We start from the raw sequence: 22,933 nt of genomic DNA on the forward strand, positions 1-22,933 counted from the left end.
CAAAGCCGGGCTGCAGTGACCCCGTCGCAGCGCCCTGGATTCCTGGAACGGACCTGCCAATTCTGGAGGCACGCATGGCCAGACACATTATCCATTTTACCGGGCCGATCAACTCCTCGACCTGCGGCAACCTCATCGCCACCTGCTCCAAGGTCGTGCAACAAGGGGCAGAAATCCTGCAGCTCAACATCGCCACCATGGGCGGGGAGTGCAGCTACGGCTTCACGCTGTATAACTTTCTGCGCGCCCTGCCGGTACCCGTGCACACCCACAACCTGGGCACCGTGGAATCGATGGGCAATATCCTGTTCCTGGCGGGTGAGCACCGAACGGCCTGTGCCCACAGCAAATTCCTGTTTCATCCCTTCCACTGGACATTGCATGGGTCGGTGGACCATTCGCGCATGGCCGAGTACGCCATGAGCCTGGATTACGATTTGCGCCTGTACGCGCAGATCGTCGCCGAGCGCACGGAAGGAAGCGATGAGGTGCTCGACATCCCCCGTTACCTGATGGCATATCCGCGTATCCTCGGCCCCCGCGAAGCGCTGGCAAGCGGAATGATTCATGCCATTGACGAGATGGCCATCGAGACAGGTGTGTGCCAGTGGAGCGTGCATGCTTGATTCACGCAGCCTTGGCGCCTGATCGGCGCCAAGGGCGGGGCTAGCGCAGGGAAGAGGCGATGCTCTTGTCGCACGCCAGCAAAGATTCGATCAACGTCTTCATCTCTTGTTTGAGGGACGACACGTTGTCGATATGGGCGAAGCGCAGCGCATCTATTTCGTGCAGAGGGACAGGTTGGGGCGGCTCGGCGAATTCGGCTTCGAAAACGAAGTGCGTACGCTCCGGCGTTTCATGCCGCATGAGCAGGGTCAGGCTCTGCGCCTCGAGGCCGGTTTCTTCGAGCAACTCGCGGCGCGCTGCTTCAACGGGGCTTTCGCCGGGTTCGATCTTGCCGCCCGGCAATGTCCACGGCGCATCCGGTTTACGTACCCACAGCCACCTGTCCGGCTTCTTGCCGTGATGGCAGATGATCGAGGCGCGTGGTTTGACCAACTTCATGCAGTCTCCCGGTAATTCCAGTTCCTATTGAAGCTTAGTCTGCCGGGCTGCCTGAAAAGTTGGGTCGAAGCTGCAATTATCGTTAGCGGTGGTCAATAGCGCTCGGAACCAATCAGTGTCTCGATTGCCTCGATCAGGTCATCGTAGCCTACCGGCTTGTTCAAATGCCGGTCGAAACCAGCCTGGCGCGAGCGATGTTGGTCGACACTGGCGCCGTAGCCCGTCAGTGCGATGGCGGGGGTGTGCTGCAGATGCGGTAAAGCGCGCAGTACTTTGATCAACTCATTGCCGTCCATTTCGGGCATGCCGATATCGGAGAGGATCACATCGAATGACTGATCGGCACAGGCTGACAACGCCTGACGCGGGTCGCTGAAGGCCGATACCTGCGCGCTTTCCATTTGCAGCAACTCCTGCATCACGCTCAGTACCTGGGGTGAATCATCGACCAGCAGTACATGCAGCCCCTGCAGGCGCCCTTCATCTGGCAATGCGGGAGCGTGCACGGCTTGCAGCGAACCGACGTTGGACAGCGGCAATATCACGGTAAAGGTACAGCCCTGGCCCAACCCGTCCGAATGCGCGGTCACCGTTCCACCGTGAGCCTCGACCAACTGGCGCACCAGCGACAGGCCGATGCCGAGTCCGTCGCGGGCATGGGGTTGATGGGGCGTAGCCTGGGCGAACAGATCGAAGATGTGCAGCAGGCTGCTCGGTTCGAGCCCCTGGCCCTGGTCGATCACCTGCAGGCGAACTGTGCCGGCATCATGGCTGAGCACCAAACGAATCAAGGTGCCCGCCGGACTGAATTTCAGCGCGTTGTTGAGCAAATTCCAAATGATCTGCTCCAGGCGGGTACTGTCGCCGTCGATGAGCAGCACCTGATCGTCGAGCGGAAGTTCGAGATGGACCGTGCAAGGTGGATTATTGCTCAGCACCACGGCGTGAACGCTACGCAGAATCGCTGCAAGGTCGACTGGCTCGATCTTCAACTTGAGCTTGCCGGTGCGGATGCGGGCCACATCGAGCAGGTCATCGATGATCCTGGCCTGACTCACCACCGCATCACGAATCGCGCCCACGGCTTTGTTGGCAGCAGGTAGGGTCGTCACCGCAGGCAGCCTGCGCAGGATTTCGGCATTGAGTTGAATGAGATTGAGCGGATGCTTCAATTCGTGTGACATCACCGCGAAGAACTCATCCTTCATATGGCTGGAGCTTCGCGATTCAGCCAGCTGTTGGCTCAGGCGTTCTTCGCCCAGCCGCACGCGTTCTTCGGCCGCGTGGTTCTTGCTGATGTCGATGAAGGTCAACACGGTGCCATCGATTTTGCGTTCACTTGAACGGTAGGGCAGCAGTCGGGCCAGATACCAATGGTCGTCCTGGGCGCCAATTTCGCGTTCGATGATGGTTTCACCCTGAGCCACGGCGCGGGCGTCGTCGGCCAGTGCCGGGTAGTCGAGGCGGTGGGTGATGTCCAGCAGCGAACGGCCGGTATCGACCGGCAACATGTTGAACAGGTCGGTGGCCCGAGGCGTGAACCAGCGGATATGCAGGTTGCGGTCAACGAATACCGTGGCGATGTCGGTGGAGGCGATCAGGTTGCTCAGGTAGTCGTTGACCTTGTCGGTTTCTTCGACCTTGTTCTTGAGCTCGTAGTTGACCGTGAGCAACTCCTCGTTGATCGACTGTAGCTCCTCCTTGCTGGTTTCCAGTTCTTCGCTGGCCGAGCGCAGCTCTTCGTTGACCGCCTGCATTTCCTCGTTGGAGGCAGTCAGCTCCTCACTGGAGATCTCCGACTGTTCGATGATTTCCTGCAGTTGCAGCCGCGTGCGCTGGAGCTCGCGTTCAAGGTTCTGCAGCACCATGCTGTCGGTTTGCCGAATGACCCCTGGGATTGGCAGCGTGGTATCCGGCGTACGGGCGTCGAAGACGACCAGCAGGCACTCGCCGGTACTCTGTTCGTCCTTGAAGGGTTGCACGGTAATTTCCACCTGCTGGTACTGCTCGCCCTCGCCGAAGTCGACCGGCCGCGAGGTCACCGCTTCAGTGCCCTGGCGGGCCTGGAACAGCGTAGTGCGCAATGCCAGGCGCAGGCTGGGCAGTACCAGGTTGATCAGATTGCGGCTCGGCTCGCCGCCTGCCAGTGTGAGGTAGTGGCCGATCCCCTCGCTCATGTGCAAGATATTGCCGTCACCGTCGATGATCAGGCTCGGCGGTGTGCGCCGTGCCAGCGCACGGTGATGCATCTCGGCATAGGACGGCTTGCGACTGGGCTTGGCCTGGGCTTGTCGGTGCTGGGTCACGCTGGCAACGCTGGCCCCGGGCAATTGCCGCCCGGAGCCGCGCCCGACCGGACTGACGTCGCGCGCACGGTAGATACGGTTGCGCTTGTCCACCGGCACGAACAGTTCGCTGGCAACATCCGCGGATTCCGATGAGCCCAGGAACAGGAACCCACCACTGCGCAGCGCGAAGTGGAACATCTGCAGGATGTCACGCTGTACTTCGCGGTCCAGGTAGATCAGCAGGTTGCGGCAGACCACCAGGTCGATTTGCGAGAACGGCGGGTCGGCGAGCAGATTGTGGCGGGCGAACAAGACCTTCTCGCGGATTTCCTTGCGGATCCGGTAGTGCTGGTCTTCCTTGACGAAAAACTGGCGTAAACGGCTGGGCGGCACATCGGTGACGATGGCTTCCGTGTACATGCCGGTGCGCGCCACACTGATCGCGCGCTGATCAAGATCGGTGGCGAAGACTTGAACTTTGGCCGAACGCTGTTCCACTGCCAACTGCTCGGATAGCAACATGGCCAAGCTGTAAGCTTCTTCTCCGGTCGAACAGCCCGCCGACCAGGCGCGAATTTCACTGCCATCTTCAATACTTGCGACCAACTGCGGCAGTACGTGACGTTCCAGCCCTTCGAAGGCTTCGCGGTCGCGGAAAAAATTGGTCACCCCGATCAGCAGATCGTCCAGCAAAGCAGGGGCTTCGTCGTCGTGTTGTTCCAGGTAACGCAGGTAACCGGTTAGATCAGTCTGACCGGTGACGTGCAAGCGGCGCTCGATGCGTCGCAATACGGTCGCGCGCTTGTAATGCTGGAAATCGTGGCCGGTCGCGCTGCGCAACTGCAGCAGAATCTCTTCAAGCAGCGGCTCTGCGGCTAGCGGGTCGCCTGCGCGGCTGCCCAAGGGCGGCGGCAAGGATTCGTCCTCGATCTCGGGCAGTTTCACATGGCGGGCGGTACGCCAAAGTTCGAGCAACCGTTGCGGCATCTCGGCGGCGGGCAGTACCACGTCGACCATGCCCGTTTCAATTGCTGCCCGTGGCATGCTGTCGTACTGAGCGTCGTCCGGTGTTTGTACCAGCGTCACGCCGCCCTGTTCCTTGATGCGCGACAAGCCCACTGCGCCGTCGGCGCCGGTGCCGGACAACACCACGCAAAAAGCATGGTCCTTGTGCACCTCGGCGAGGTCGCGGAAAAACAGGTCGATCGCTACATGGTCGCCACGGCGGCGGTTGGCCGGCGTCACGCGCAAGTAGCCGTCATTGGTGGATAAACGGTTGGCCGGGGATATCACGTACACGTGGTTGCGCTCAATCGGCACCGGCTCGGTCACCTGACGTACCGGCATCTGGGTCGATTCCTGAATGATACGATCGGCCACGCTTTGATGGTCTGGCGAGAGATGCAGCACCACGACGAAGGCCATGCCACAGTCGCTGGGCATCTGCTGGAAGAACGTGCGAATAGCTTCGAGGCCACCGGCAGAGGCGCCGATGCCCACCACCGGAAAGTCCAGGTGGCTCGGCGTCAACGCCGGGTCGTGTGGCGAAGCGGGCTGCTTGGAGGATGAAGTCATGGAAATGCCTTTTGCACACCTGATGAACGCCCCTCGAAGCATCGCCGGGCACTGGATCGCGCATTATAGGCCGGCCGCAGGCTCTGCTGCGAGGGCCAGCGCCAGGTGAACCAAAATTCCGTGCAGGCAACTCCCATGGCACAAGTATTTGCATGGCGGGTGTTTGGCGCCACCGGTCGGCGCCAGGCAAATGGATTGAGCATCCGCGTGCGCTGGTGGCTCGGAAACTATGCATGACAATGTTTCATGCGCCCCACCCATCTGCATCGCAATGGAGAAACGACATGGCTGGTGATCAACAACGGACCGGGCAACGTGGCGGCACCAAGGAAACCAATCCAGGCAATTTTGCCAATGACCGTGAACGGGCTTCACGCGCTGGTCATAAAGGTGGCCAGGCGTCGGGCGGCAATTTCGCCAATGACAGGCAACGGGCATCCGAAGCAGGCCGCAAAGGTGGTCAGAACAGCCATGGAGGAGGGCGCCAGCAACAGCAGTAGCGGTTTTTCCACGGCCCGCCAGTGTTCCTGGCGGGCCAGTTGGGTATCGTCAGCGCACATTCAGCCATTCATTCGAATTGTTCGACAATTTTATTGAATCTTTGCGCAGTCGCGTCACTCAATCTTCAAGTCATCCATGGAGAAGAGGAGGGCTGCGTGATGCCTAGTCCCCAGCTGTACATTATCGATTACCTGCTGCATGGCCAGCCGCGTAGTTTCATCATTCGCCTGGAGAAAATCGATAACGCAGAAGCCTGGCACTGGGCGAGTTGTGATGCAGGTATCGGCATCATCCCCAAGTTCGGCCGGGAGAAAATCAGAAAGGTGAGCAGGCCTATGGCTGAGCGCTACGGTATAACCGCGGTAAGTTGGCGATTATCCGGCAGCAAACCCAGCCAGACCGTCACTGATACAACGCTGACAAGCTGACACTCAAGCGCCGGATTCCGGGTCGCTGGCAGGCACCCCAGGGCGATTTTCATCATCATCCGCTACATTCGGGTCGGCGTCCGGGTCGTCGGCCCTGTCATTGCGTTGGTCCCGATCAAGCTCAGGCCAGTCATCCTGCACGCTGCCGCCACCCATTTGCAGTTGTCTATTCATCTCAGCGTCCTCAGCTTCGTGAAAAAAGGCCCACCCTGAGGTGGGCCAGGTACAGGAGTGTGAGTGGCCATGCCGTTGACCTCTCACTGTGTCTGAGTACCGGCACTGTGAGCATGATCCATTGCGAGCACTGCGACACCGACCAGCGGTATCAGGTGAAGGGCAGTTATCCATGAGGCGGGGGCAGCTGCTCGACCTGATCGATTTGACGCCGCTGGGCTAGCAGGGTCACTGGCTCAGATGCGCGTCCATCAGCCTCGAGACATTCTATTTCCCTCAGTAGCTCCTCGATGAGCCGTGCTGCAGTTTTACCTGTCTGCTCCTGGAGGGTGAGGGTCAGCAGCGTCAGGGGACTTAGATCCAGCCTCTGGCTGACCTGTTCAAGCTTGTCCAGCGTGATACTCGCGCGAGCGCCCTCGAGTTTGGAAAGGAACGTGCGACTGGTATCGCCGAAATCGCGCTGGGAAATATTGCGCACGCCGCGCAACGTGCGCAGGACCACGGCAAAAGGGGCTTTCAGCGACATAGTGGGCTCCTGGGGGAACGGAGGTGCTTGACGAGCGCAGGCCGCCTGGCAGAACCAGACAGAGACAAAAATGCTTTTGATACTGTTGATTCATACAGCTTATGCCGCAATTGCGGGCGTGAGAACATTTGTACTCTTTCGGAAGATGGCTTGGCGACGGACGGGGCAGATGCGGGTTAGAGGAAGCATTCTAATAACTCAACTAAATGAATATTTAGCATAGTTATTACTTAACTGCATATAAGGCTAGGGTAGGCGCCGCCCAAGCCAGACGGTATGACCGCCACAGTCCGCGTCTTCAACGACGTGTTCCAGCAGTTCGAATCCATGGTCATGCAGTTGAGCAGCGTATTCTCGGGGATCCAGGCTCGCGTGATACAACGTCTCGCCCTGGAATATGCCCAAGGCCTCGCCATATGAGGGGCCACTTGTGAACATCAGCAACGCATTCGGCGAAGCATGGCAGCGGAAAATCGGGAACATCTGGCGTTGATCATCGGGCTTGAGGTGGAAAAAGCTGTCCCAAGCCAGAATCGCGTCGAACTGGCGATTGAGCGCTAGCGTGCGCATGTCTGCGTGAATCCATTCCTGCGCAGGAAATTGCCCGCTGCACAATGCGATCATCTGCCTAGATGAATCCACACCCACGACAGACGCGCCGGTTTCGATCAGATAACGCGCGACCGGTTGGCCAGAGCCGCAGCCCAGATCAAGCACATTTGCCGACGGCGTGAGCAGCGAAGCAAAGCGCTAGATCCATTTGCTATCGATGAAGTGATTGGCGCGTAGTTTGTTCCAGATGGACGCGTGGCGATCATAGAGATCGACGATCTGGTCGGCGGATGGATGGTGGGACATGACCGGGGACGTCCTTGGTTGGATTGGCAGTGGAACGTATTGGTGAGCTCCAGAGCTTGAAATGTACCCTGTGTCGAGACTTTGGAAACACGCGAAAAATCTAACACACTGATTCCTCTGAATATTTTGTAAATTCGGAGCGTCTAGTCGCTCAGATTTTGCATTTTTCGCATGTTTAACTAACCTTGAGGTATTTTTCGCACATTCAGTTGCGTTTTGCATTTCCGCAGAGGCCGCATAAATGGATCGGTTCACTATCAGGCGTGGAGCTTTGGTTTTTGCAAGCGCCAGAAAATTAGAGATATTGGAGTCCGTATCGGCAAGCAAAATTAAGGCGCGGGATCTTGCTACAGGCGAGATTGTAACTATATCGCCAGGAAATATAGAATTTGAATTCGAGATTAAATACTCTGACTCCGAAGCGTTGCCGCCAAAGAAAAACACCCAAAAACCAACCATCGATTTGTTTAGCGAAGATGAACTGAAAGTTGCGGATTTTCGCTACACCACGCTTTTGCCACTATTATCACGCAAGCCCATTCCAAAAAATGAAATAGACGCCGCGGGCAAAACCTTGAATTTGAGCGTATCCCAAATCTACCGCCTGCTTGCTCTGATGGAACCAGATAAGGGTTTCGTTAGCTTGATACAGAAGAAAAAAGGGCGGTCTGTAGGGATGAAGCAGATTGATGGCGTTGTAGAAGATCTTATCAAGTCTGCAATAGATGATCACTACGAAGGCAGGGCAATTACGACAGAGGCAATATATGAAATAATCAGAAAACAGTGCATAACTCAGAATTTACCCGTGCCAAGCCTAGGAACTGTATCCAGCAGGATCAAAGAACGGCCTCGTCGGGAGCTGTTGACGAAGACTGTGGGAAAAAAAGCCGCTGATCAGGAGCTGTCGGTGCGGGGAGGAAAGATTCTCCCGACTGCTCCGTATGAATTGATACAGATTGATCATGCCCTTGTAGACTGCATTATCGTGGATGGGGAAACTCGCAGGCCATTGGGCCGCCCTTGGGCGACTTTGGCAATCGATGTATACACCCGCGCAGTCGCCGGGGTTCACTTGTCTTTGAGCCCTCCATCTTCAATGTCCGTGGCTTTGTGTATTTCGCATACTATTTTACCAAAAAATCAGTGGCTCAAAGCATATGGGTTAGATGAGTTCGAGTACCCTTTTTATGGCGTGCCCAAACGAATTCATGTAGATAACGCCAAAGAATTTAGATCAAGTAATCTCCAGAATAGTTGTCGCTGGTACCGCATAGACCTTACCTACAGGCCAAGAAGAGTTCCTCACAATGGGGCGCATATTGAGCGGTTGATTGGTACCTTCATGAAGAGGGTTCACTTGTTACCCGGCGCAACGATGTCTTCTGTGAAGGAGCGAGGAGATTATGATAGCGAAAAAACTGCTGCCCTTTCATTTGCGGAATTTCGCGAATGGTTTATCACGGAAATAGAAAAATATCACAAGAAAAAACACTCAGCCATTGGCTGTTCGCCATTGTTTCAGTGGGAGCGTTACTATAAGACTGACGATGGCGTACTGCATTACCCCCAGATCATCGAGGATAGGCGTAGGTTGCTTATTGACTTTATGCCCATTAAAAAAAGACGCATTAGTCGCTCCGGCATCAAACTCAACTGCGTCGAGTACTATTCTGCGGCACTTAAAAGATTCGACATAAACACCCGATGCCAAGTGAGGTATGACCCTGAGGCTATCGGCAAAATCTGGGTACTGCCGGAAGGGGAAAGTAATTATATAGAATTAACATATTCTGATGTCAGGTTTCCAAATGTAACACTGGCGGAATTTAAGCATGCGCGAAAACAGCTCGCTGCTGAGAGTGATCGGCGGGTAACTGCAGCTGAAACATTTGCATTGATAAAGAAAAATGATGATTTGGTCGAACGTGCAGTTTCACTTACTAAGCAAACCCGAAAAATGAATGAACGTAAAAAAATCCGCAGTGAAGACCCTGGGCACCCACTGAATCGGCAGACCAATATACAACCTAAGCCGGCTAATGTGGATTATGCCCGTAAACCCACAGCGTTCGACATTGAAGACTGAGACGCCTAGGAGTGTGCGCCATGAAAACTGGTGAATCATTAGATCACATAATGCCCGCCCGCCGCCAAGCAGTCAGCTGGAGCGATGATAAGCGGGTGGGTCTTATTTATGCTGACTGCTGGATTAACTATCCTGAGGTTAAAGCTATTAGAGGTACGGTACGCGCAGTTTACGGCATGCCAGCTAAAATTCAGGCGCAATGCGTGATGATATCCGGCGACCCAGGAATGGGTAAAACTAGTTTGTTCTCACGCATTGAGTCGGATTTGGAGACTCTTCGCAAACGCTCGGAGGAACCACGCGGATACATCTCTTTTACTGTGCCTCCGGATCCTACGTTATCTGGATTTGAAGAGTCGATCGAGAAAGCTCTAGGGATATCGATTGGTCGGATTCGAGGCGGGATTTTACCGACCTCTCTGACGAGGGCTGTCGAAATGAGAAGAATTAGGATGGTGTTGATCGATGAAGTCCATAATCTCCTCAATGCGAACAGGGTTGATCAACGAAAGAATCTTTCCTTTTTTCGGGCGCTTAGTAGTCCGCCTTTGTCACTGTGCATTACTGCTTTTGGAACGGAGGACGCTCATCACGCGATTAGCAGTGACAGCCAGTTGGCTCGGCGTTTTCAGCGATACCACTTACCACTGTGGAGTGAAAATGAAAATTTTCGCTCTTTTTTAGCAGCTTACGAGAGCTATTTGCCTCTGAAGAGACCGTCTGAGCTCTGGGGGGCAGGCAAAGTTAAATATCTTTTGAAAGAGACGGCCGGGAATACGGATGCCATTGTCAAGCGCATTACTCGGGGTGCAGTCTGGGCTATATTGGACGGGAAGGAGAGCATTGATTTAAAGTGTCTTGAAAAAGCTGAAGGAATTCCCCCTTATTTCGAGTCTTTCGATGATGAGGGTTAATCAGAGCTTCGCGGGGCTACTCAAGCCGCTTGTAGGCGAGTCCATCTCAGGCTGGATTGCAAGGGGGCAACACTCTAAAAATCCTTTTCTTTTTGATCGGGCCGCAGATGCAATTGAAAAGTTTGGGGCGGCGGATGCAGATGAAACCACCTCGGGATTATTGCGCAGAGAGTTAACGGAAATTTTCGATGTGAACTCTTCATTGTTCGACTATCTCTTCGCCGATTACGGCTCATGGTTAAAGCATCCGGCAAATTTGCGAGTGGACATGTGCGAGTTATGCTTGTTCGAGGATTTTTCAACTTATCGACGCCCGACGACTAGGAGTATATGGGCTTACAGTTGGTTTAATATTTGTCACGTACACGGCAATCTAATCCGTGATCTTGGCAGCACTATACCTTCCCAAGCTATTGCCAATGTGTTGAATCACTACATGGGAGCAATCCCCCGACCTTCATCGCTCAGCATGCAGAGTCCGCTGTCTATTCGTAAACTTAGAATGATTGCCTCGCGCACATTCAAAACCCTTAGCCTCATGGCCCTTTCTTTTCAGCAGTGGTACATTTCAGCGTTAAAGGCTGGCAAGGTTCACATACCTGGAGCAGCGTCTACAGTCGCCCTGATTGATTTTGAAATATTCATGTCTGATCTGATCGCGGTTATTGGAAAAAAACGCAGCTACCCTTATCACCAAAAATCTTATATTGCACGGCTACTGGATATAAAAGGTGAATGCTCGTTAAGTGTGCGACTATCGCCATCAGCGGGACCCGAGGCATGCTTGTGTTTTGAGGTCAGAGAGCACCCTCCTGAAGTCCGTATGGCGATGTTTGCACTCCTGGGTCTGTTCATCGGTGTGCCCCACTGCGTTCGAAGTTGGCAGCAAGGAGAAGACTTTCAGGTGCGAAGCGATAATCTTGATAGGCTCTGGTGGGGCATGCACAGTGAGCTTGGGCAGAATTTGGGGTACTTGGAATGGTTAGAGAACCGCTCGCGCAATTGGAATGCTGCCATCAAAGAAAGATATAGCCACTTACTTGTTGACTGGTGGCATAACAGGCGAGCGAGGACTTGATTCAGAAGGGACTGCAATTAGATCGTACCTTCCCGCCGTCGTCCGCTGAGTCGTCATTAAGCAACCAAAGGCGTGTGATCAGCGTGCTCATCCAGAGCGGCCAGCGACGTAGAGGATCGGCGTAGTCGACTTGTGATCGAGGCCTTTCACGCATTCCTCGTAGGAAGCACCATCGATCAGCGCCACTGTAACGGTTTGGCGCGCCCCATCAGGATTGGTTGCGATTGATTGGACAGGCACCATGGACCACTGACCTGCGCCATCGTTTCTGGGCAGAACGCTCATCACGCTCGTGATCGCAGCATCGCTGGGCAAGTCATGCATGAGCTGAAGAAAGTGATCTACACATGACACCAAAAATACTCGCTGGAAATCGAAACCCTCCTCGGTTTGCTTTAGGCAAACGTATAGCCAGGGAGTGACTAATTCTCGCTCGATGATCGCCCATTGCCTGGAGCCGTCCCTGTATTGCAAACCGCTGCGTAGCTCAGCGCCCGGATGAGTCACGAACATGCAGGCTACCTCGCACTGAAAATGAACACTATAGATTGTAGTCCTTTAGTGTTCAATGTCGCTTCATCGTTCCTTTTGCAGGAGTCGCAAATGGAACTGAATGATGCTGTCGGCCTGGCATTACGGAATGCACGCCTTCGCAAGGGCTTCACTCAGGAGGATTTTGGCAGCATCAGCAGTCGAACCTATATCAGTTCCCTGGAACGCGGGATGAAAGCGGTCACCGTCAACAAGCTCACGTCGATCGCCGACCTGATGGGCGTGCACCCACTGAGCATCTTGGCCGAAAGTTTTGTGCTGCAATCGGGGGGCAATTTGGACGAGCTGCTGGCCCGCGTCAAAGCCGAACTGTCTGCTTAGTGTTGACACAGAAATGCGTTGGGTGCAGGTCTGCTGGTGTTCGCTCGTCGCTTCACGTGCGCGCGCTCCTGGTTGATCTTGCGAGAACCTGTCCTGCAATTCATCGCGTGGATTCATTCGGCTCCGGCTCCAATTGCGCCGGCGCTATTCTTCCGATTCGTCGACGGTACCGAAGCCGAGTCCGGACCTCAGTAAGTTACCCTCGTACAGACGCGATTTGAGCTCGCCGTGAGCGCTGCGGATCGCCAGCACGGTGGCATAGATCTGATAGCGGGTGTCAGCTCGCTCAATACGGTTGACCTGCAATACGCTGCATAGGGTTTGGGCGCCGCACAACCACAACGCTCGCGCCGAGCCCGAGGTTCCTTCGTGGCGATTGAAGACGAAATGGATGTCCACTTTGTTCGCGCTGCGGTGCGCGCGTACCAGATCCTCGCGCGGATCGGGCGAGTTTATGTTGCTGAAGAAATGCCGCCCCTGGACATAGATGATGTCACCACTGGTGATCAAGGCGGGTAGGGTGCCGCGGTCGAGGTCATCGGAAATGTTCTGCGGCACGGTGTGCTCCAGCACGCAGGACAACATCTGGACCATGTACTGGTACAAGTGGTGAGCGGATCTGGCGTTATAGGGGGAGCGCCCACGTTCATCCAGTTCAACGACGCCGATGGCGGCACAGAGCCCGTGCTGGCGAGCTTCTGCAAAGCCGGGTAGGCGCTGCAGATCAACCCCGCTGGCCCTCGCCAGCTCGAACAGCCGCAGGTGGTTGAAGTACCACCAGTGGCATGCCTGCACCTGCGTCGATTGATGGATAGCGAGCCGGTCCATATGAGCAACTTGACGCTCCCACGCCAGCTTCGCGGCGAGTAATCGCTCTACCGACAGTGTCACCTCCAAGCCGCGCTGGTTGTGAGCTTCGCCATGATGCAGCGTACACAGCACGGCGAGATTGGCCGGCGCGTGATCGCGACTCTTGGCCCAGGGTTGGATGTGGTGAACCACCACTGGCCGGGTCGCCTCGCGACACACACAGCACAGCCAACGGCTGGCGAACAGCACTTGGAGCAAGGCCTCTGATGGGATCGGCGGCCGATTCCCCTTGTACAGGCGGGCAATGGTCGGCTGATCGATGCTGAGCGCCTCAAGCGCGGCCACATCGCATTGCTGCAGCTTGCTCAGTGTCCAGCCTGCCAGCCGTAGGGCTTGGGCGAGGCGGGTGTCCATGCCCCTGGCCAGCAGTGCCAGTTCGGTTGGGTTCTTGGTCACTCCGGTGCTCTCTGACGCCGACGATGCGGTGGCTTGTCAGTGCGGGCTGCCATGTCAATCCACCAGGATGCTTGGGCTGGCACGACCTCTGGCAATGTCGCTCTTCACGTACTCGTCATCGCTTTCCCGACGGGTAAGTATGCCGAATTCGTACAGCTGCTCAGTGCGACCATTGAGCTCACCCACTACCTCGCCACGGGCGCCCGCGGGAAGGAGTTTCAGCTGGCTTCGCAGCTTCTCGAGTTTCTCCAACTGCACGCGTTTAATGTCCGACTGCTCCATTGATGCCTCCGAGGCTGGTTGAAAGAAGTCTAGATTACGGCACAAACCGGCTGACTAGACGAAAGCGAGCCTGTCCGAATGCGCTTGCGGTTCGGCCAGGTAGAGCGGCCCACGCCCCTACGTCGCCTTTGCAGTCTCCTTTCCATTCGCGTCATCGGGTGGACCGGACTCATCAGAACTGCGTTCATCGAACTGCGCGGCCATGGGCAGCAACTGACTGGCACGGCTCCCCAGGAGTGAACCGGCTTGGAAGTAGCCCATCACGGTGCCGACGCTACGGTGCTCGGTCATCGCCATCACCTCACCCAGCGGTACCCCCTGACGACCAGCTTCGGTAACAAATCCCGAGCGCAGGCTGTGCGCGGCCCAATCGCCTTCAAGTCCTGCCAGCTGTGCACGACGCTTGACGATACGCGCCACCTGATCGCCGGATAAGCCTGCTGTGCCGACCCTACCGCCTTTGTACAAGCGGCGAAACAACGGGCCCTCGCAGCCCGGTGCTACAGCGAGCCAGGCGTTCAGCGCCTGAGCCGCCGGTCCCTGCAGCGGCTTTTCCCGACGCACGCCGCTACTATCTGTTTTGGTTGCCCCAAGTGCATATAGCCAGGTGTCGGCGTCCAGACGGCGAAGGTCTTCGATCTGCAAACCCACGATTTCCGAGCGGCGCCGGCCACCGCCGCTCCAGGCCAGCAATAGCAGGGCGCGATCGCGCGTACCACGCACGCCGTCAGTGCAGGTGGCAAGCATCGCCTGCAGCGGCTCCAACACCACTGCGGTTTTCTTCCGCACGGATACGCCTTGGCGCGACTGGGCCTTGCGTGCCTCTCGAAGAAGCGTCTTCACCGTAGGAGCCTCACTTGGGTTATCCCAGTTTCGCAGGCGATGCCATTTAGCCAAAACTGCCAAGCGGTGGCTAACTGTGCTGAACGAAAGTGGCCCCGGCTTGCCCTTGATCTTGGCTTCCACCAACGCGGCATCGACGGCCGGCGGCAGTAGGTGTGTCCAGTTACCAGCAGTATCGGGCCTGGCCAAGTGGTCGACGATGAATTGCACGGCGACCTCGGGTGGCAACGCGCCGTCGCCGAGCGAGCGGCGATAACGCAACCGTAGCCACGCGGACCAGTAGGTGAGGGCGCTCTGGTAGCTACGCACGGTATTAGCCGCAGTGCCTGCCGCGATGAATGCCTCAGCAGCGGCGCGGGTGCTGTCGGCCAACTCTGTAAGCACCAGCGGCTGGGAGGAGGGCATCTGTACCGGCTCTGTCAATTTCATCTCTCTCAACGCTGCAATAGGTTCGGATAACCTGTGGCTTATCAGGCCTAATATAACGAAGAGGTCGGCATGACGATATCCATGATCGTGAAGGGCCGTTATCGACCCAAAGAGGACAGCCGCGAATAACTTCCCTAATCCATGATCAGCCATCCTTGCATTCACGCTCATGCCTTGTGACGTGAGGGGTTTAGGTGCTGTCATTGACAGGGCGAGTAGGGATTGAGTGATGAGTGACCGTTCAAATATTAATTGATTGTCTTAATTTAACGCTTGGACCATTGGCGGGAAACACTGTAGCGCTCAGCTTTACTACTTCCGGAGGGGTCCCACCTAATATGACTAGAATGGGTTCACGACACGAATATTTCGAGTTTGTGGCGATAGACCGCATTGCTCGTATATCGGGGGTACTTGGCTCCGGTGAGCCACCAGGATGATAGTGCCACTCTCCAATATAGTGAGATCCTTCATTCCAACGCTCGGCAAGCAACTCCTTAAGCCCGATGATTCCACGTTGAAAGGTAACTGAACTACTGATCGAGTCCTTGGGATGCGACGTAATCTCCGAAATTAGGGCGATACTTCCGTCGCTACTGTATTTTCCGATTAGTATGCCACCTGTTTCATGTGTCCCTGCTCGTATGCAGTCACTCACCATTTGGCTTAAAACTTCGGCTTCAATGGTCACTGTGTATGAGTCACTAGAACTCACAAATGACAATGGAGCTGGGTAGTTCATTTCACTAGCTCGATTGTGCCGTCCGGCATCTGTTGGAAATACTCGTAGCGCCGTCCTGGATTCATAACTGCTCTACGGATGAATTTGCTACCAATTGCCCCCCATAGCTGAACATCATCAGCAGTCGCAGGGAAAACTGCATGCCAGCACCCAATGCCTTCAATCTGTGCGTCTAGTTCGTTCATAGTGGGGCTGGGAGAAGATGCAAATTGGGACTTGGCATCTATAGCTGGAAAGCTTGATTCGGAGGCTGAATACGCGAAAAGACCTTCAGCTCGCCATGTCATTGCTAGGCTCACAAATAGCTTTTCACTTTTCCAGTCAAACGAAGCCAAGGCATCCAGTACGTCATCGTCCCCCGTGCAGTCGACAACCATGTCATAGCCTCTGACTGCTTGTTTCACCTGTTCGGTGTTGGGTGGAAACACCGCATCAAAGGCCCGGACCTTTGCGTCGGGCATGCACTCGTTGAGGTGCATGGCAAGGGCCTTGGCCTTCTTGTGTCCGACAGCGTGCATGGAGAGCGAATGGCGACTTAGATTGCCCATCATCACCCAGTCAAAATCCAGAATGCCTAGTTCGCAAACGCCCATTCGAAGGAGGTTCTCCGCGACTGAGCTTCCCAAGGAACCTGCACCTATGAGCAGAACTCGACGTCTGCACATCTCATTCTCGGCAGCCCCCCTTGTTCGAAGCTGGTCTGTGGCCCAGTTGGCTGTTCGCTGCCACTCCAAGGCGTCTTTAGATGTAGCAATCTCAGCATCCCAGTAGCGGTAGTTGTGCTCGCAGGACCGGAAGCCCTTTCTTCGTGATTTCTTATTGGAAAGTGAGGGTGATTTAGTCGCGAACCAGTGCATTCGGGATGGTGCTAGCCCAACCTGCTCTGAGATAGGGAATCCGAGTAGCAGTATCGAGGGAGGGGCTTTGAGGGGATTTCGTCTAACAGCGCGCCCCATTTCAACGAGTAACTCTCCAAGGTTGATGTGGTTTGCGGCTAGCCATTCACTCAACTCCAGCCACGATGCTGGAACCTGCCACGGAGGCATGACTGGAATCTCAGGTAGGACAAGCCATACGGCATCGCAGCTTTTACCGTTGCCCAGCATGGAGGCCGGCCATTCCATGGACCTGATGACTTCGCCGTCGGACCGTTCGAATTTCGTGATGACCCGGGTGCTATTCGCCCCCCGCAATTGGCTTATGCTTGCATACCCCCATCTACCCTGATGTGGTATCCAGTGCAAAATGCCGCCGGAGGCTTCTCGAAATCCCAATAGCGGGAAAAGGGATTGCCCAGGTAGTGCCGGCAGTTCGAGTGGGTCTCCCGCAACGTTAAGAGAGCCGCTAGCAGCCGCGTCAAGCCACTTCAGCAAACGCTGTAGTAACCAGGGCAATCGTTCGGCTAGGTTGCGGGGCTCGTTCGACCAGCTAGTACGGTTGAAAACGGCGATAGGCTTTTCCAAACATGGTTTGCCAAGTTTCCAGGGACGCGGCGGGCATGTTTTGCCATTGTAGTCTTGATGAGGAAATGTAGACGTGATGCCGTGAACAGCATCCGGATAAATGTGAGCTGTCTCTCCATTGGCAGTTGGCATAACCACCATGTGCCAGCTTGATTCGTTTGGTACGAACTCGGTCGCTGGTACAGAGAGTCGCGCGCAAAATTGTAGCGACCATTCTCCTTCTGCGTGCAGCCGCCAGCTGCTGTCTGTATCGAGGCGTGCATCGCAGTTGATGGCATCGACGACAGACAGCAGGACCGGGGGGGTAATCGGTTGGAGGGAGGTCACGCGAACCGCTCAGTAGTGTTTGGCTGGGCAGACTGGGTCGGTGCGGTAAAGCCGCCGTTAGGCTTGTCACCACCCCTTGGGCCCGGTAACGGGAATTTGCTCCCCAACAAGTCTCTCCACAACTGACCGCTCTCTTGGGCATCTGTGCTGTTGAGTGCTTTCCTGGCTAGCTTGGCTGCCTCCCCTACTGCTGCGTAGAAGGCCTTGAAGTCCTCAATCGGCAAGCGCGCTAGGACGTTGTGCTCTGGTACTCCGTGGTCCGCAAGTGTTGGGACAATGTTGAGCTGGTTGTAGCTGGACCAGGTGCTCATGAAGCTCTCCAAGGTCTGAACCAAGCCCGTTGCCATTGAAGTGCTACCGTCGGCCAGAACATGCCCGATCATGTGTTCCAGGGGATAGCCTTTTGGGTATTTAGGAAGACGCTCTGCATTCTCTTGGCGCCACCACTTCATTGCCCGTACAAGGTTTACGTAGTGGCCGTTGCACGCACGATTTTTCGCAGCAGTCCATTGGATCTGCGCGAGTGGGTGAGTACGCCCCCAGTTGCCAGCATCCCGATCAGGAAGAAACAGTGGATGAGGCTTCCACTCCTCCTGAGGTGCATCCTGGAAAAGCATGGCGTTCCCAAGCAGGCCGCTAGGTGGTGTCCAACTGCGGTTCAGTCGCCAGCTGGCCTCTTCTTCGAGCGAGTTGGTGGTCAACACAGATTGAGACCGGTAGAGCTGTTCTAGGAGGCTACGACTTGAGCCGTCGCTTGGTAGAGCTGTGATTACTAGGTCTAGATCCACGTAGGAAAGCTCAATTCCAAATGAGCGGCCCTGTGGCCGCCATTTCCCTTTGTAGTACCGCTCCAGAAAAGGCTCGAACAGATCCATCGCCTCTTTCGGTGTCAGTCGGTTGTAGTCCAGATTCGTTACTACCACGACATCAACGTCGGGGCGTTTTTCTCCTAAGGGGCGGACCGCTGTTGATCTTCGAACGCTGCCTTGCAGGAAGGTAGCTACGACGATGTCTTTGAGTTTTTCATCCGCCTCGAGCCGGTTGCGCAAGGTTTTCGACCCGATTTTCCAATCTTCCTGCTGCCGGATCGTTGGTCGAATTCCGGCAAGGAACTCCGTGAATTGTGGTTTGAGTTCCATGTCATTGAACCTTGAAGGTGGGGTGGTAGCTACCGTCGATACGGCGGTTGAAATCAAACTCGTAGAAAACGCATGGGCCCATGGCTTCGACGTGTTGACCCACGAAGAAGTTAACCGCATTCGGCGCCGCGCTGAACACGTGAATCTTAGCGCCGAATGGAACACGGATCTTGGCTACTGCTCTGGCAACATCATCAGCCAGACGGGCGGCATGGGCTCCACCCGCTACTGCGTTTTGTCCGGGCCCCTCTGCCGGAGTGATGTGCAAAATCTTGCCTATCGTCGGCTGTTTGGCAACGTAATCCCGCACATCGTCCACAGCATCTCGAGATATGCTCAGCACGAGCGCAATGTCTGGGCCAGCATGAAGTTGTTCAGTCGTGATAGAGGCCGCGGGCTTGTCTTTGCCGTCATCTGCTCTCCAAACGGAGGTACCTGAGCGCCCCTTCTGAACGAGTTCTACCTCCATGCCGGATTTCAACCCGAGGCAGCGTCCTGCCAGAAATGCGATCGAGGTATGAACATCCAGAAAAAGCCGAATTCGACGTTCCGCTTGCTTTATTCGCGCGAGGAACGACTCAACAGCTGGTTGGATCGCAGATGCCCAATCCTCGCCTGGTCTGAGATGACGGCCATCAAAGTGCTGCAAGAGTGAAAGAGTGTTTTCCGGTAGCGCGTCTATTCTATCGTTTGGACCATCTGTGAATGAGCGAAGGGCTACGTTGAGGCGATTCTCAGGTGGCTCGGAGCGAACCCAACCTTCCTCTTTGCAAAGAGTTTCGAACTGCTCACGGGTAAACTGATACAGCCCTTTGCTCTTGAGAGACCTTGCAGCAGCGTCGAAGCGAAATTCCGAACTGTCATGGCAACTGATCAGGCCCACTACCCGGAAACGAAGGTTCACGTCATCGCGTAGCTGGGTCAGAGATCGCTGGGCGGTGGCAATATGTAGGCCTTCCAGTACTTTCATCAGTTCATCATCCGATGCGAGTTTAAGGTGTTCGCGCCACAACTTGCGAACCTTGCCCATTTTGCTGCCGTCCGTTTTTCCAACCGAGAGTTTGTCTAGCCGCAGGGAATAGTCCACGGCCGAGATGATTTCAGCCAGTGGATCGTTGTCTTTGACACTGTCGATCGTAACGAGGTGAAAAGCAGCGTTCGGAGGGGCGCTCTCTTTTGCCTGTTTCAATCTTTCCAAAAGAGACACCGTTTCGGCGCCTATGAAGGCAGGGTCGATGAGATCCGCGTAGCCGAATCGTCCCGCGCCGGTGACATGGAATTTGATCTGATGGTAATCCACCGAGATCCGCACGGGGCCAGTGCTCGCCCGCGGAGGGTCATAGCGAATAATTACATCATCGAACGCTTTTGGCCCATCAGCCTCGTAGGAGACCTCAATAACGTGCGACTGGTCTGGATCTCTTAATGCGGAGGCATGAATCCAGAAAAAACGAGCTTGATAGTCATGCCCGTGCCATCCGGCCGAAACAGCGTTTGCCATGCTCAACTCCTTTTGCAGCTTAATGGCGAAACGCTATCCTCTCTTCACGTTGGAATCAAGCTGGAACGATGGTTAGTCGACCGGTGACTAAGCCCGAACCGGCTTAGCCGGCGATCAAGTTATAGCGCCGCGTTTCGCGGAAGGTAACTCATGACCGATTTCTGCCCTTCGTCAAGGGCAGCTTCGGGTCGAAAGCGGTCAGTCGCGTCCAGACCGGCTGAACATGCACATCGCGAAAACGCACCTCCGGGCGCCATACTGTCCTACTCCGACTGCTCCGACTGCATCAGCATGGTCCTCAGGCGACTGAGCAAGAATGCCGGACGATACAGTACACCGCGCATAGTCGCCGGATCTGATATAGGGCGAAGCGCTCGCAGAATGAGTATCTCCAGTTAACTAAACAGGTTGAGCGCCCCCCACAACAAAGTCGCTAGCAACCCGGCGATGTACGTCGAGCCATTCAAGTTGGCGGATGATTAGACGGTGTCGGGCCTTGAGACTGTCCAACCAGACGTCATGGGTTGAACATGGGGTTGGGGCTTTCATTCAGTTGGCAGATCGCAAGCGCCGCCACAAGGTTGTGCGGCTGATGCCGAGACGGCGGGCGGCTTCGTCGAGGTTGCCGTGGCAGCTTTCCAACGTTTCCTTTACATAGCGTAGTTGCGCGACCTTGCCGATGGTGTGCAGGTCCGTTTCGCCTGACGACTTTTTCCGGGCGGGTGAAGGGGGAGGGCCTTCGCAAAGTTCAGGTAGCACGCGTGCCAGGTACTGCTCGTTCACGCGGTGTTCTTCAAGCAGTTCGCGTGCCGAGAGCATCGCGCGCTCGATCACATTCTCCAGTTCCCGGACATTGCCCGGCCAGGCATAGCGTTCAAGGTACGGCAGCAGTGCGGCGGGGATGTCTGCAGCTCCCGGTGGTTGCCCCTGAACGAGCAGGCGCTGGCTGATGCCCCGGCAGATCAGGGCAATGTCCTCAGGGCGCTCTCGCAGCGGGGTGGTCTGCAGACGCAGGATGTTGAGCCGGAAATACAGGTCGGTACGGAAATCGCCATCGTCCATGGCGCTGCGCAGGTCCTGGTGGGTGGCGGCAATGATGCGCACGTCGATGGCAATCGGTTCGGTGCTGCCCAGGCGTAGGACTTCGCGCTCTTGCAGCACGCGCAGCAGGCGTGTTTGCAGCGAAACCGGCATGTCGCCGATCTCGTCGAGGAACAGCGTGCCGCGGTGTGCCGCTTCGAACAGGCCTTGCTTGCCACCTTTGCGCGAGCCGCTGAAGGCGCCTTCCTCATAGCCGAACAATTCACTTTCCAGCAACGACTCGGGAAACGCCGCGCAGTTGATGGCGACAAAGGGGCCTTGCCGGCGCGGGCTTTCGTTATGGATTCCCTGGGCGAGCAGTTCCTTGCCGGTGCCGCTTTCACCGGTAATCAGGATGGTCGAATGGCTGGTGGCAAAACGCTTGGCCAACTGTAGCATCTCGCGGTTGGCCTTGCTGTTGCCGTTGAGCTGGTCGAGCCGGTAACGGGCAGTGAAAGCACCGGGGCGGCGGGTGGATCGGATGCGCTGGTCGGCACGTTGCACAACAGTGATGTCCTGGCAGGTCAGGACCAGGCCGGTACGTTCGCCGTTCTCCAGGATAGGCAGTAAATTGCTCACCACGACGTGCGAGCCGAGCCGCATCACGCGATTTTCTTCACCCGTGCCTTCCTGCAGCGCCTGCTGCATGTCCAGTTCCGGGCACAGCTGCTGCAGCGGCCGGCCCAACGCTGCGCTAACCGGCAGGTCCAGCAGCTGCGCAAGGGCCGGGTTGAGCGACTGCACCACGCCTTGGTTGTCGACCGCTGCAACGCCGTCGGGGATATGCCGCAGCACGGCATTCAGATGCCGCCGTTTGGCGATCTCGACGCGTTGAGTGTCGAGAATGCCCAGGGCTTCCTCCAGCGCTTTGCGCGCGGTTTCTTCGCTCAGCGACAGCACGCCATGCAGCCCTGCCTGCTCCGCCAGCTCCACTACCGTCGACGAGCCGATGATGCTGCGACAGCCTAGCTGGGCCGCCTGTTCGACGGCCTGGCGCGCCTCTTCCAGGGAGGTGTAGGCGGCCTGGTGAACCTGGACGGTGAAGAGCGCGGCCATGGCTTGCAGGTCGTGGTTGATGTGGTTGTAGCTGAGCACGGCCACCTGGGAGGAGCGTTCGCGGGCCTGCCCCAATGCCCGTAGCAGGTCGCCACTGCCCACGCGCATCGCCAATACCGGGCGTGTCAGGTGTTTGCGCAGGTAGGCGGCGGTCGCCCCGGCGCAGACGAACACATCGACCTTGCCTGCCTGCTCCAGTTCTCGGGCGGTTTGCAGTGCTTCAGCCACCGAGGTGTCGAGGACTTCGATACGGGTATCGGGGTAGTCCGTCGTGAGCCCGGCCACCACATGGGCGAGCCGGCTCCGTTGTTGGGGGCGCTGCAAGTGGCTGATCAGCACGACGACCTGGGAGGCAAGAGCATCCATCACGGGGCCTGTTCATATTTGAAATGTTTCGATAATGAATCAATAGCTTGCAAATATGCAACGAGCAGCC

General features: G+C 56.2%; 21 protein-coding genes. 7 read left to right on the top strand and 14 right to left on the bottom strand.

Annotated elements, in window-relative coordinates; all coding sequences use genetic code 11:
- The first annotated feature begins 74 nt into the window (after window positions 1–74).
- The gene (locus ACLEJW_RS12285; RefSeq protein ID WP_145192827.1) at window positions 75–626 is read left to right on the top strand and encodes an ATP-dependent Clp protease proteolytic subunit; all 552 of its coding nucleotides are present in this window, start codon (window positions 75–77) and stop codon (window positions 624–626) included.
- A gap of 40 nt (window positions 627–666) precedes the next feature.
- On the opposite strand, the gene ACLEJW_RS12290 is transcribed toward ACLEJW_RS12285, so the two are convergent.
- Together ACLEJW_RS12290 and ACLEJW_RS12295 are read right to left on the bottom strand one after the other, a co-directional pair.
- Entirely contained in the window at window positions 667–1,065 is a 399-nt protein-coding gene (locus ACLEJW_RS12290) for an NUDIX hydrolase (RefSeq protein WP_313457370.1), read from the bottom strand.
- A gap of 92 nt (window positions 1,066–1,157) precedes the next feature.
- Entirely contained in the window at window positions 1,158–4,928 is a 3,771-nt protein-coding gene (locus ACLEJW_RS12295; RefSeq protein ID WP_440777626.1) for a CheR family methyltransferase, read from the bottom strand.
- A gap of 284 nt (window positions 4,929–5,212) precedes the next feature.
- On the opposite strand from ACLEJW_RS12295, the gene ACLEJW_RS12300 reads away from it, so the two are divergent.
- Together ACLEJW_RS12300 and ACLEJW_RS12305 are read left to right on the top strand one after the other, a co-directional pair.
- On the top strand, window positions 5,213–5,428 hold the full coding sequence (locus ACLEJW_RS12300; RefSeq protein ID WP_145192820.1) for a general stress protein: 216 nt from the start codon (window positions 5,213–5,215) through the stop codon (window positions 5,426–5,428).
- A 159-nt stretch (window positions 5,429–5,587) separates the two neighbouring features.
- Complete coding sequence (locus ACLEJW_RS12305; protein ID WP_313294719.1) at window positions 5,588–5,857, top strand: DUF6555 family protein; 270 nt, start codon at window positions 5,588–5,590, stop codon at window positions 5,855–5,857.
- 3 nt (window positions 5,858–5,860) lie between these two features.
- On the opposite strand, the gene ACLEJW_RS12310 is transcribed toward ACLEJW_RS12305, so the two are convergent.
- The 3 genes from ACLEJW_RS12310 to ACLEJW_RS12320 form a co-directional block, all read right to left on the bottom strand.
- Window positions 5,861–6,031: a hypothetical protein gene (locus tag ACLEJW_RS12310; RefSeq protein WP_178108384.1), complete on the bottom strand. Its 171-nt coding sequence runs from the start codon at window positions 6,029–6,031 to the stop codon at window positions 5,861–5,863.
- Window positions 6,032–6,197: 166 nt separating this feature from the next.
- Window positions 6,198–6,557, bottom strand: a complete 360-nt coding sequence (locus ACLEJW_RS12315; RefSeq protein WP_313294720.1) for an XRE family transcriptional regulator — start codon at window positions 6,555–6,557, stop codon at window positions 6,198–6,200.
- A 246-nt stretch (window positions 6,558–6,803) separates the two neighbouring features.
- The gene (locus tag ACLEJW_RS12320) at window positions 6,804–7,295 is read right to left on the bottom strand and encodes a class I SAM-dependent methyltransferase (protein ID WP_440777698.1); all 492 of its coding nucleotides are present in this window, start codon (window positions 7,293–7,295) and stop codon (window positions 6,804–6,806) included.
- 361 nt (window positions 7,296–7,656) lie between these two features.
- Between ACLEJW_RS12320 and ACLEJW_RS12325 the strand changes: the two genes are divergently transcribed.
- The 3 genes from ACLEJW_RS12325 to ACLEJW_RS12335 are packed head-to-tail and all read left to right on the top strand — an operon-like array spanning window position 7,657 to window position 11,496.
- Entirely contained in the window at window positions 7,657–9,504 is a 1,848-nt protein-coding gene (locus ACLEJW_RS12325; RefSeq protein WP_440777627.1) for a Mu transposase C-terminal domain-containing protein, read from the top strand.
- A gap of 20 nt (window positions 9,505–9,524) precedes the next feature.
- Window positions 9,525–10,418 carry a TniB family NTP-binding protein gene (locus ACLEJW_RS12330; RefSeq protein WP_440777628.1) on the top strand — a complete coding sequence of 298 codons (894 nt, stop codon included), beginning with the start codon at window positions 9,525–9,527 and terminating at the stop codon, window positions 10,416–10,418.
- The gene (locus ACLEJW_RS12335; RefSeq protein WP_440777629.1) at window positions 10,363–11,496 is read left to right on the top strand and encodes a hypothetical protein; all 1,134 of its coding nucleotides are present in this window, start codon (window positions 10,363–10,365) and stop codon (window positions 11,494–11,496) included. The genes ACLEJW_RS12330 and ACLEJW_RS12335 overlap by 56 nt, the downstream gene beginning before the upstream one ends.
- 87 nt (window positions 11,497–11,583) lie before the next feature.
- Here ACLEJW_RS12335 and ACLEJW_RS12340 read toward each other — a convergent pair whose 3' ends face one another.
- On the bottom strand, window positions 11,584–12,009 hold the full coding sequence (locus tag ACLEJW_RS12340) for a hypothetical protein (RefSeq protein WP_225777836.1): 426 nt from the start codon (window positions 12,007–12,009) through the stop codon (window positions 11,584–11,586).
- 90 nt (window positions 12,010–12,099) lie between these two features.
- Here ACLEJW_RS12340 and ACLEJW_RS12345 point away from each other — a divergent pair, with 90 nt between their 5' ends.
- The gene (locus tag ACLEJW_RS12345) at window positions 12,100–12,369 is read left to right on the top strand and encodes a helix-turn-helix domain-containing protein (protein ID WP_225777835.1); all 270 of its coding nucleotides are present in this window, start codon (window positions 12,100–12,102) and stop codon (window positions 12,367–12,369) included.
- A 144-nt stretch (window positions 12,370–12,513) separates the two neighbouring features.
- Here the strand turns inward: ACLEJW_RS12345 and ACLEJW_RS12350 are convergent, their stop codons facing one another.
- The 8 genes from ACLEJW_RS12350 to prpR form a co-directional block, all read right to left on the bottom strand.
- Window positions 12,514–13,593 carry an HNH endonuclease signature motif containing protein gene (locus ACLEJW_RS12350; protein WP_440777630.1) on the bottom strand — a complete coding sequence of 360 codons (1,080 nt, stop codon included), beginning with the start codon at window positions 13,591–13,593 and terminating at the stop codon, window positions 12,514–12,516.
- Between the two features lie 96 nt (window positions 13,594–13,689).
- A complete protein-coding gene (locus ACLEJW_RS12355; RefSeq protein WP_440777631.1) occupies window positions 13,690–13,917 on the bottom strand; it encodes a hypothetical protein in 228 nt (75 codons plus the stop codon).
- Window positions 13,918–14,034: 117 nt separating this feature from the next.
- The gene (locus ACLEJW_RS12360) at window positions 14,035–15,165 is read right to left on the bottom strand and encodes a site-specific integrase (RefSeq protein ID WP_440777699.1); all 1,131 of its coding nucleotides are present in this window, start codon (window positions 15,163–15,165) and stop codon (window positions 14,035–14,037) included.
- A gap of 265 nt (window positions 15,166–15,430) precedes the next feature.
- Entirely contained in the window at window positions 15,431–15,931 is a 501-nt protein-coding gene (locus tag ACLEJW_RS12365; RefSeq protein WP_440777632.1) for a Mov34/MPN/PAD-1 family protein, read from the bottom strand.
- Window positions 15,928–17,721, bottom strand: coding sequence for a HesA/MoeB/ThiF family protein (locus ACLEJW_RS12370; RefSeq protein WP_440777633.1), 1,794 nt, complete (start codon window positions 17,719–17,721; stop codon window positions 15,928–15,930). The genes ACLEJW_RS12365 and ACLEJW_RS12370 overlap by 4 nt, the downstream gene beginning before the upstream one ends.
- Window positions 17,718–18,860: an SMODS domain-containing nucleotidyltransferase gene (locus tag ACLEJW_RS12375; protein WP_409287427.1), complete on the bottom strand. Its 1,143-nt coding sequence runs from the start codon at window positions 18,858–18,860 to the stop codon at window positions 17,718–17,720. Before ACLEJW_RS12375 ends, ACLEJW_RS12370 begins: the two co-directional genes overlap by 4 nt.
- Window position 18,861: 1 nt before the next feature.
- Window positions 18,862–20,361, bottom strand: coding sequence for an SAVED domain-containing protein (locus ACLEJW_RS12380; RefSeq protein WP_440777634.1), 1,500 nt, complete (start codon window positions 20,359–20,361; stop codon window positions 18,862–18,864).
- A 549-nt stretch (window positions 20,362–20,910) separates the two neighbouring features.
- Window positions 20,911–22,863, bottom strand: coding sequence for a propionate catabolism operon regulatory protein PrpR (gene prpR, locus ACLEJW_RS12385; RefSeq protein ID WP_326431150.1), 1,953 nt, complete (start codon window positions 22,861–22,863; stop codon window positions 20,911–20,913).
- Between the last annotated feature and the right edge of the window lie 70 nt (window positions 22,864–22,933).

This window comes from Pseudomonas sp. SMSB3, assembly GCF_052041965.1.
Classification (GTDB): domain Bacteria; phylum Pseudomonadota; class Gammaproteobacteria; order Pseudomonadales; family Pseudomonadaceae; genus Aquipseudomonas.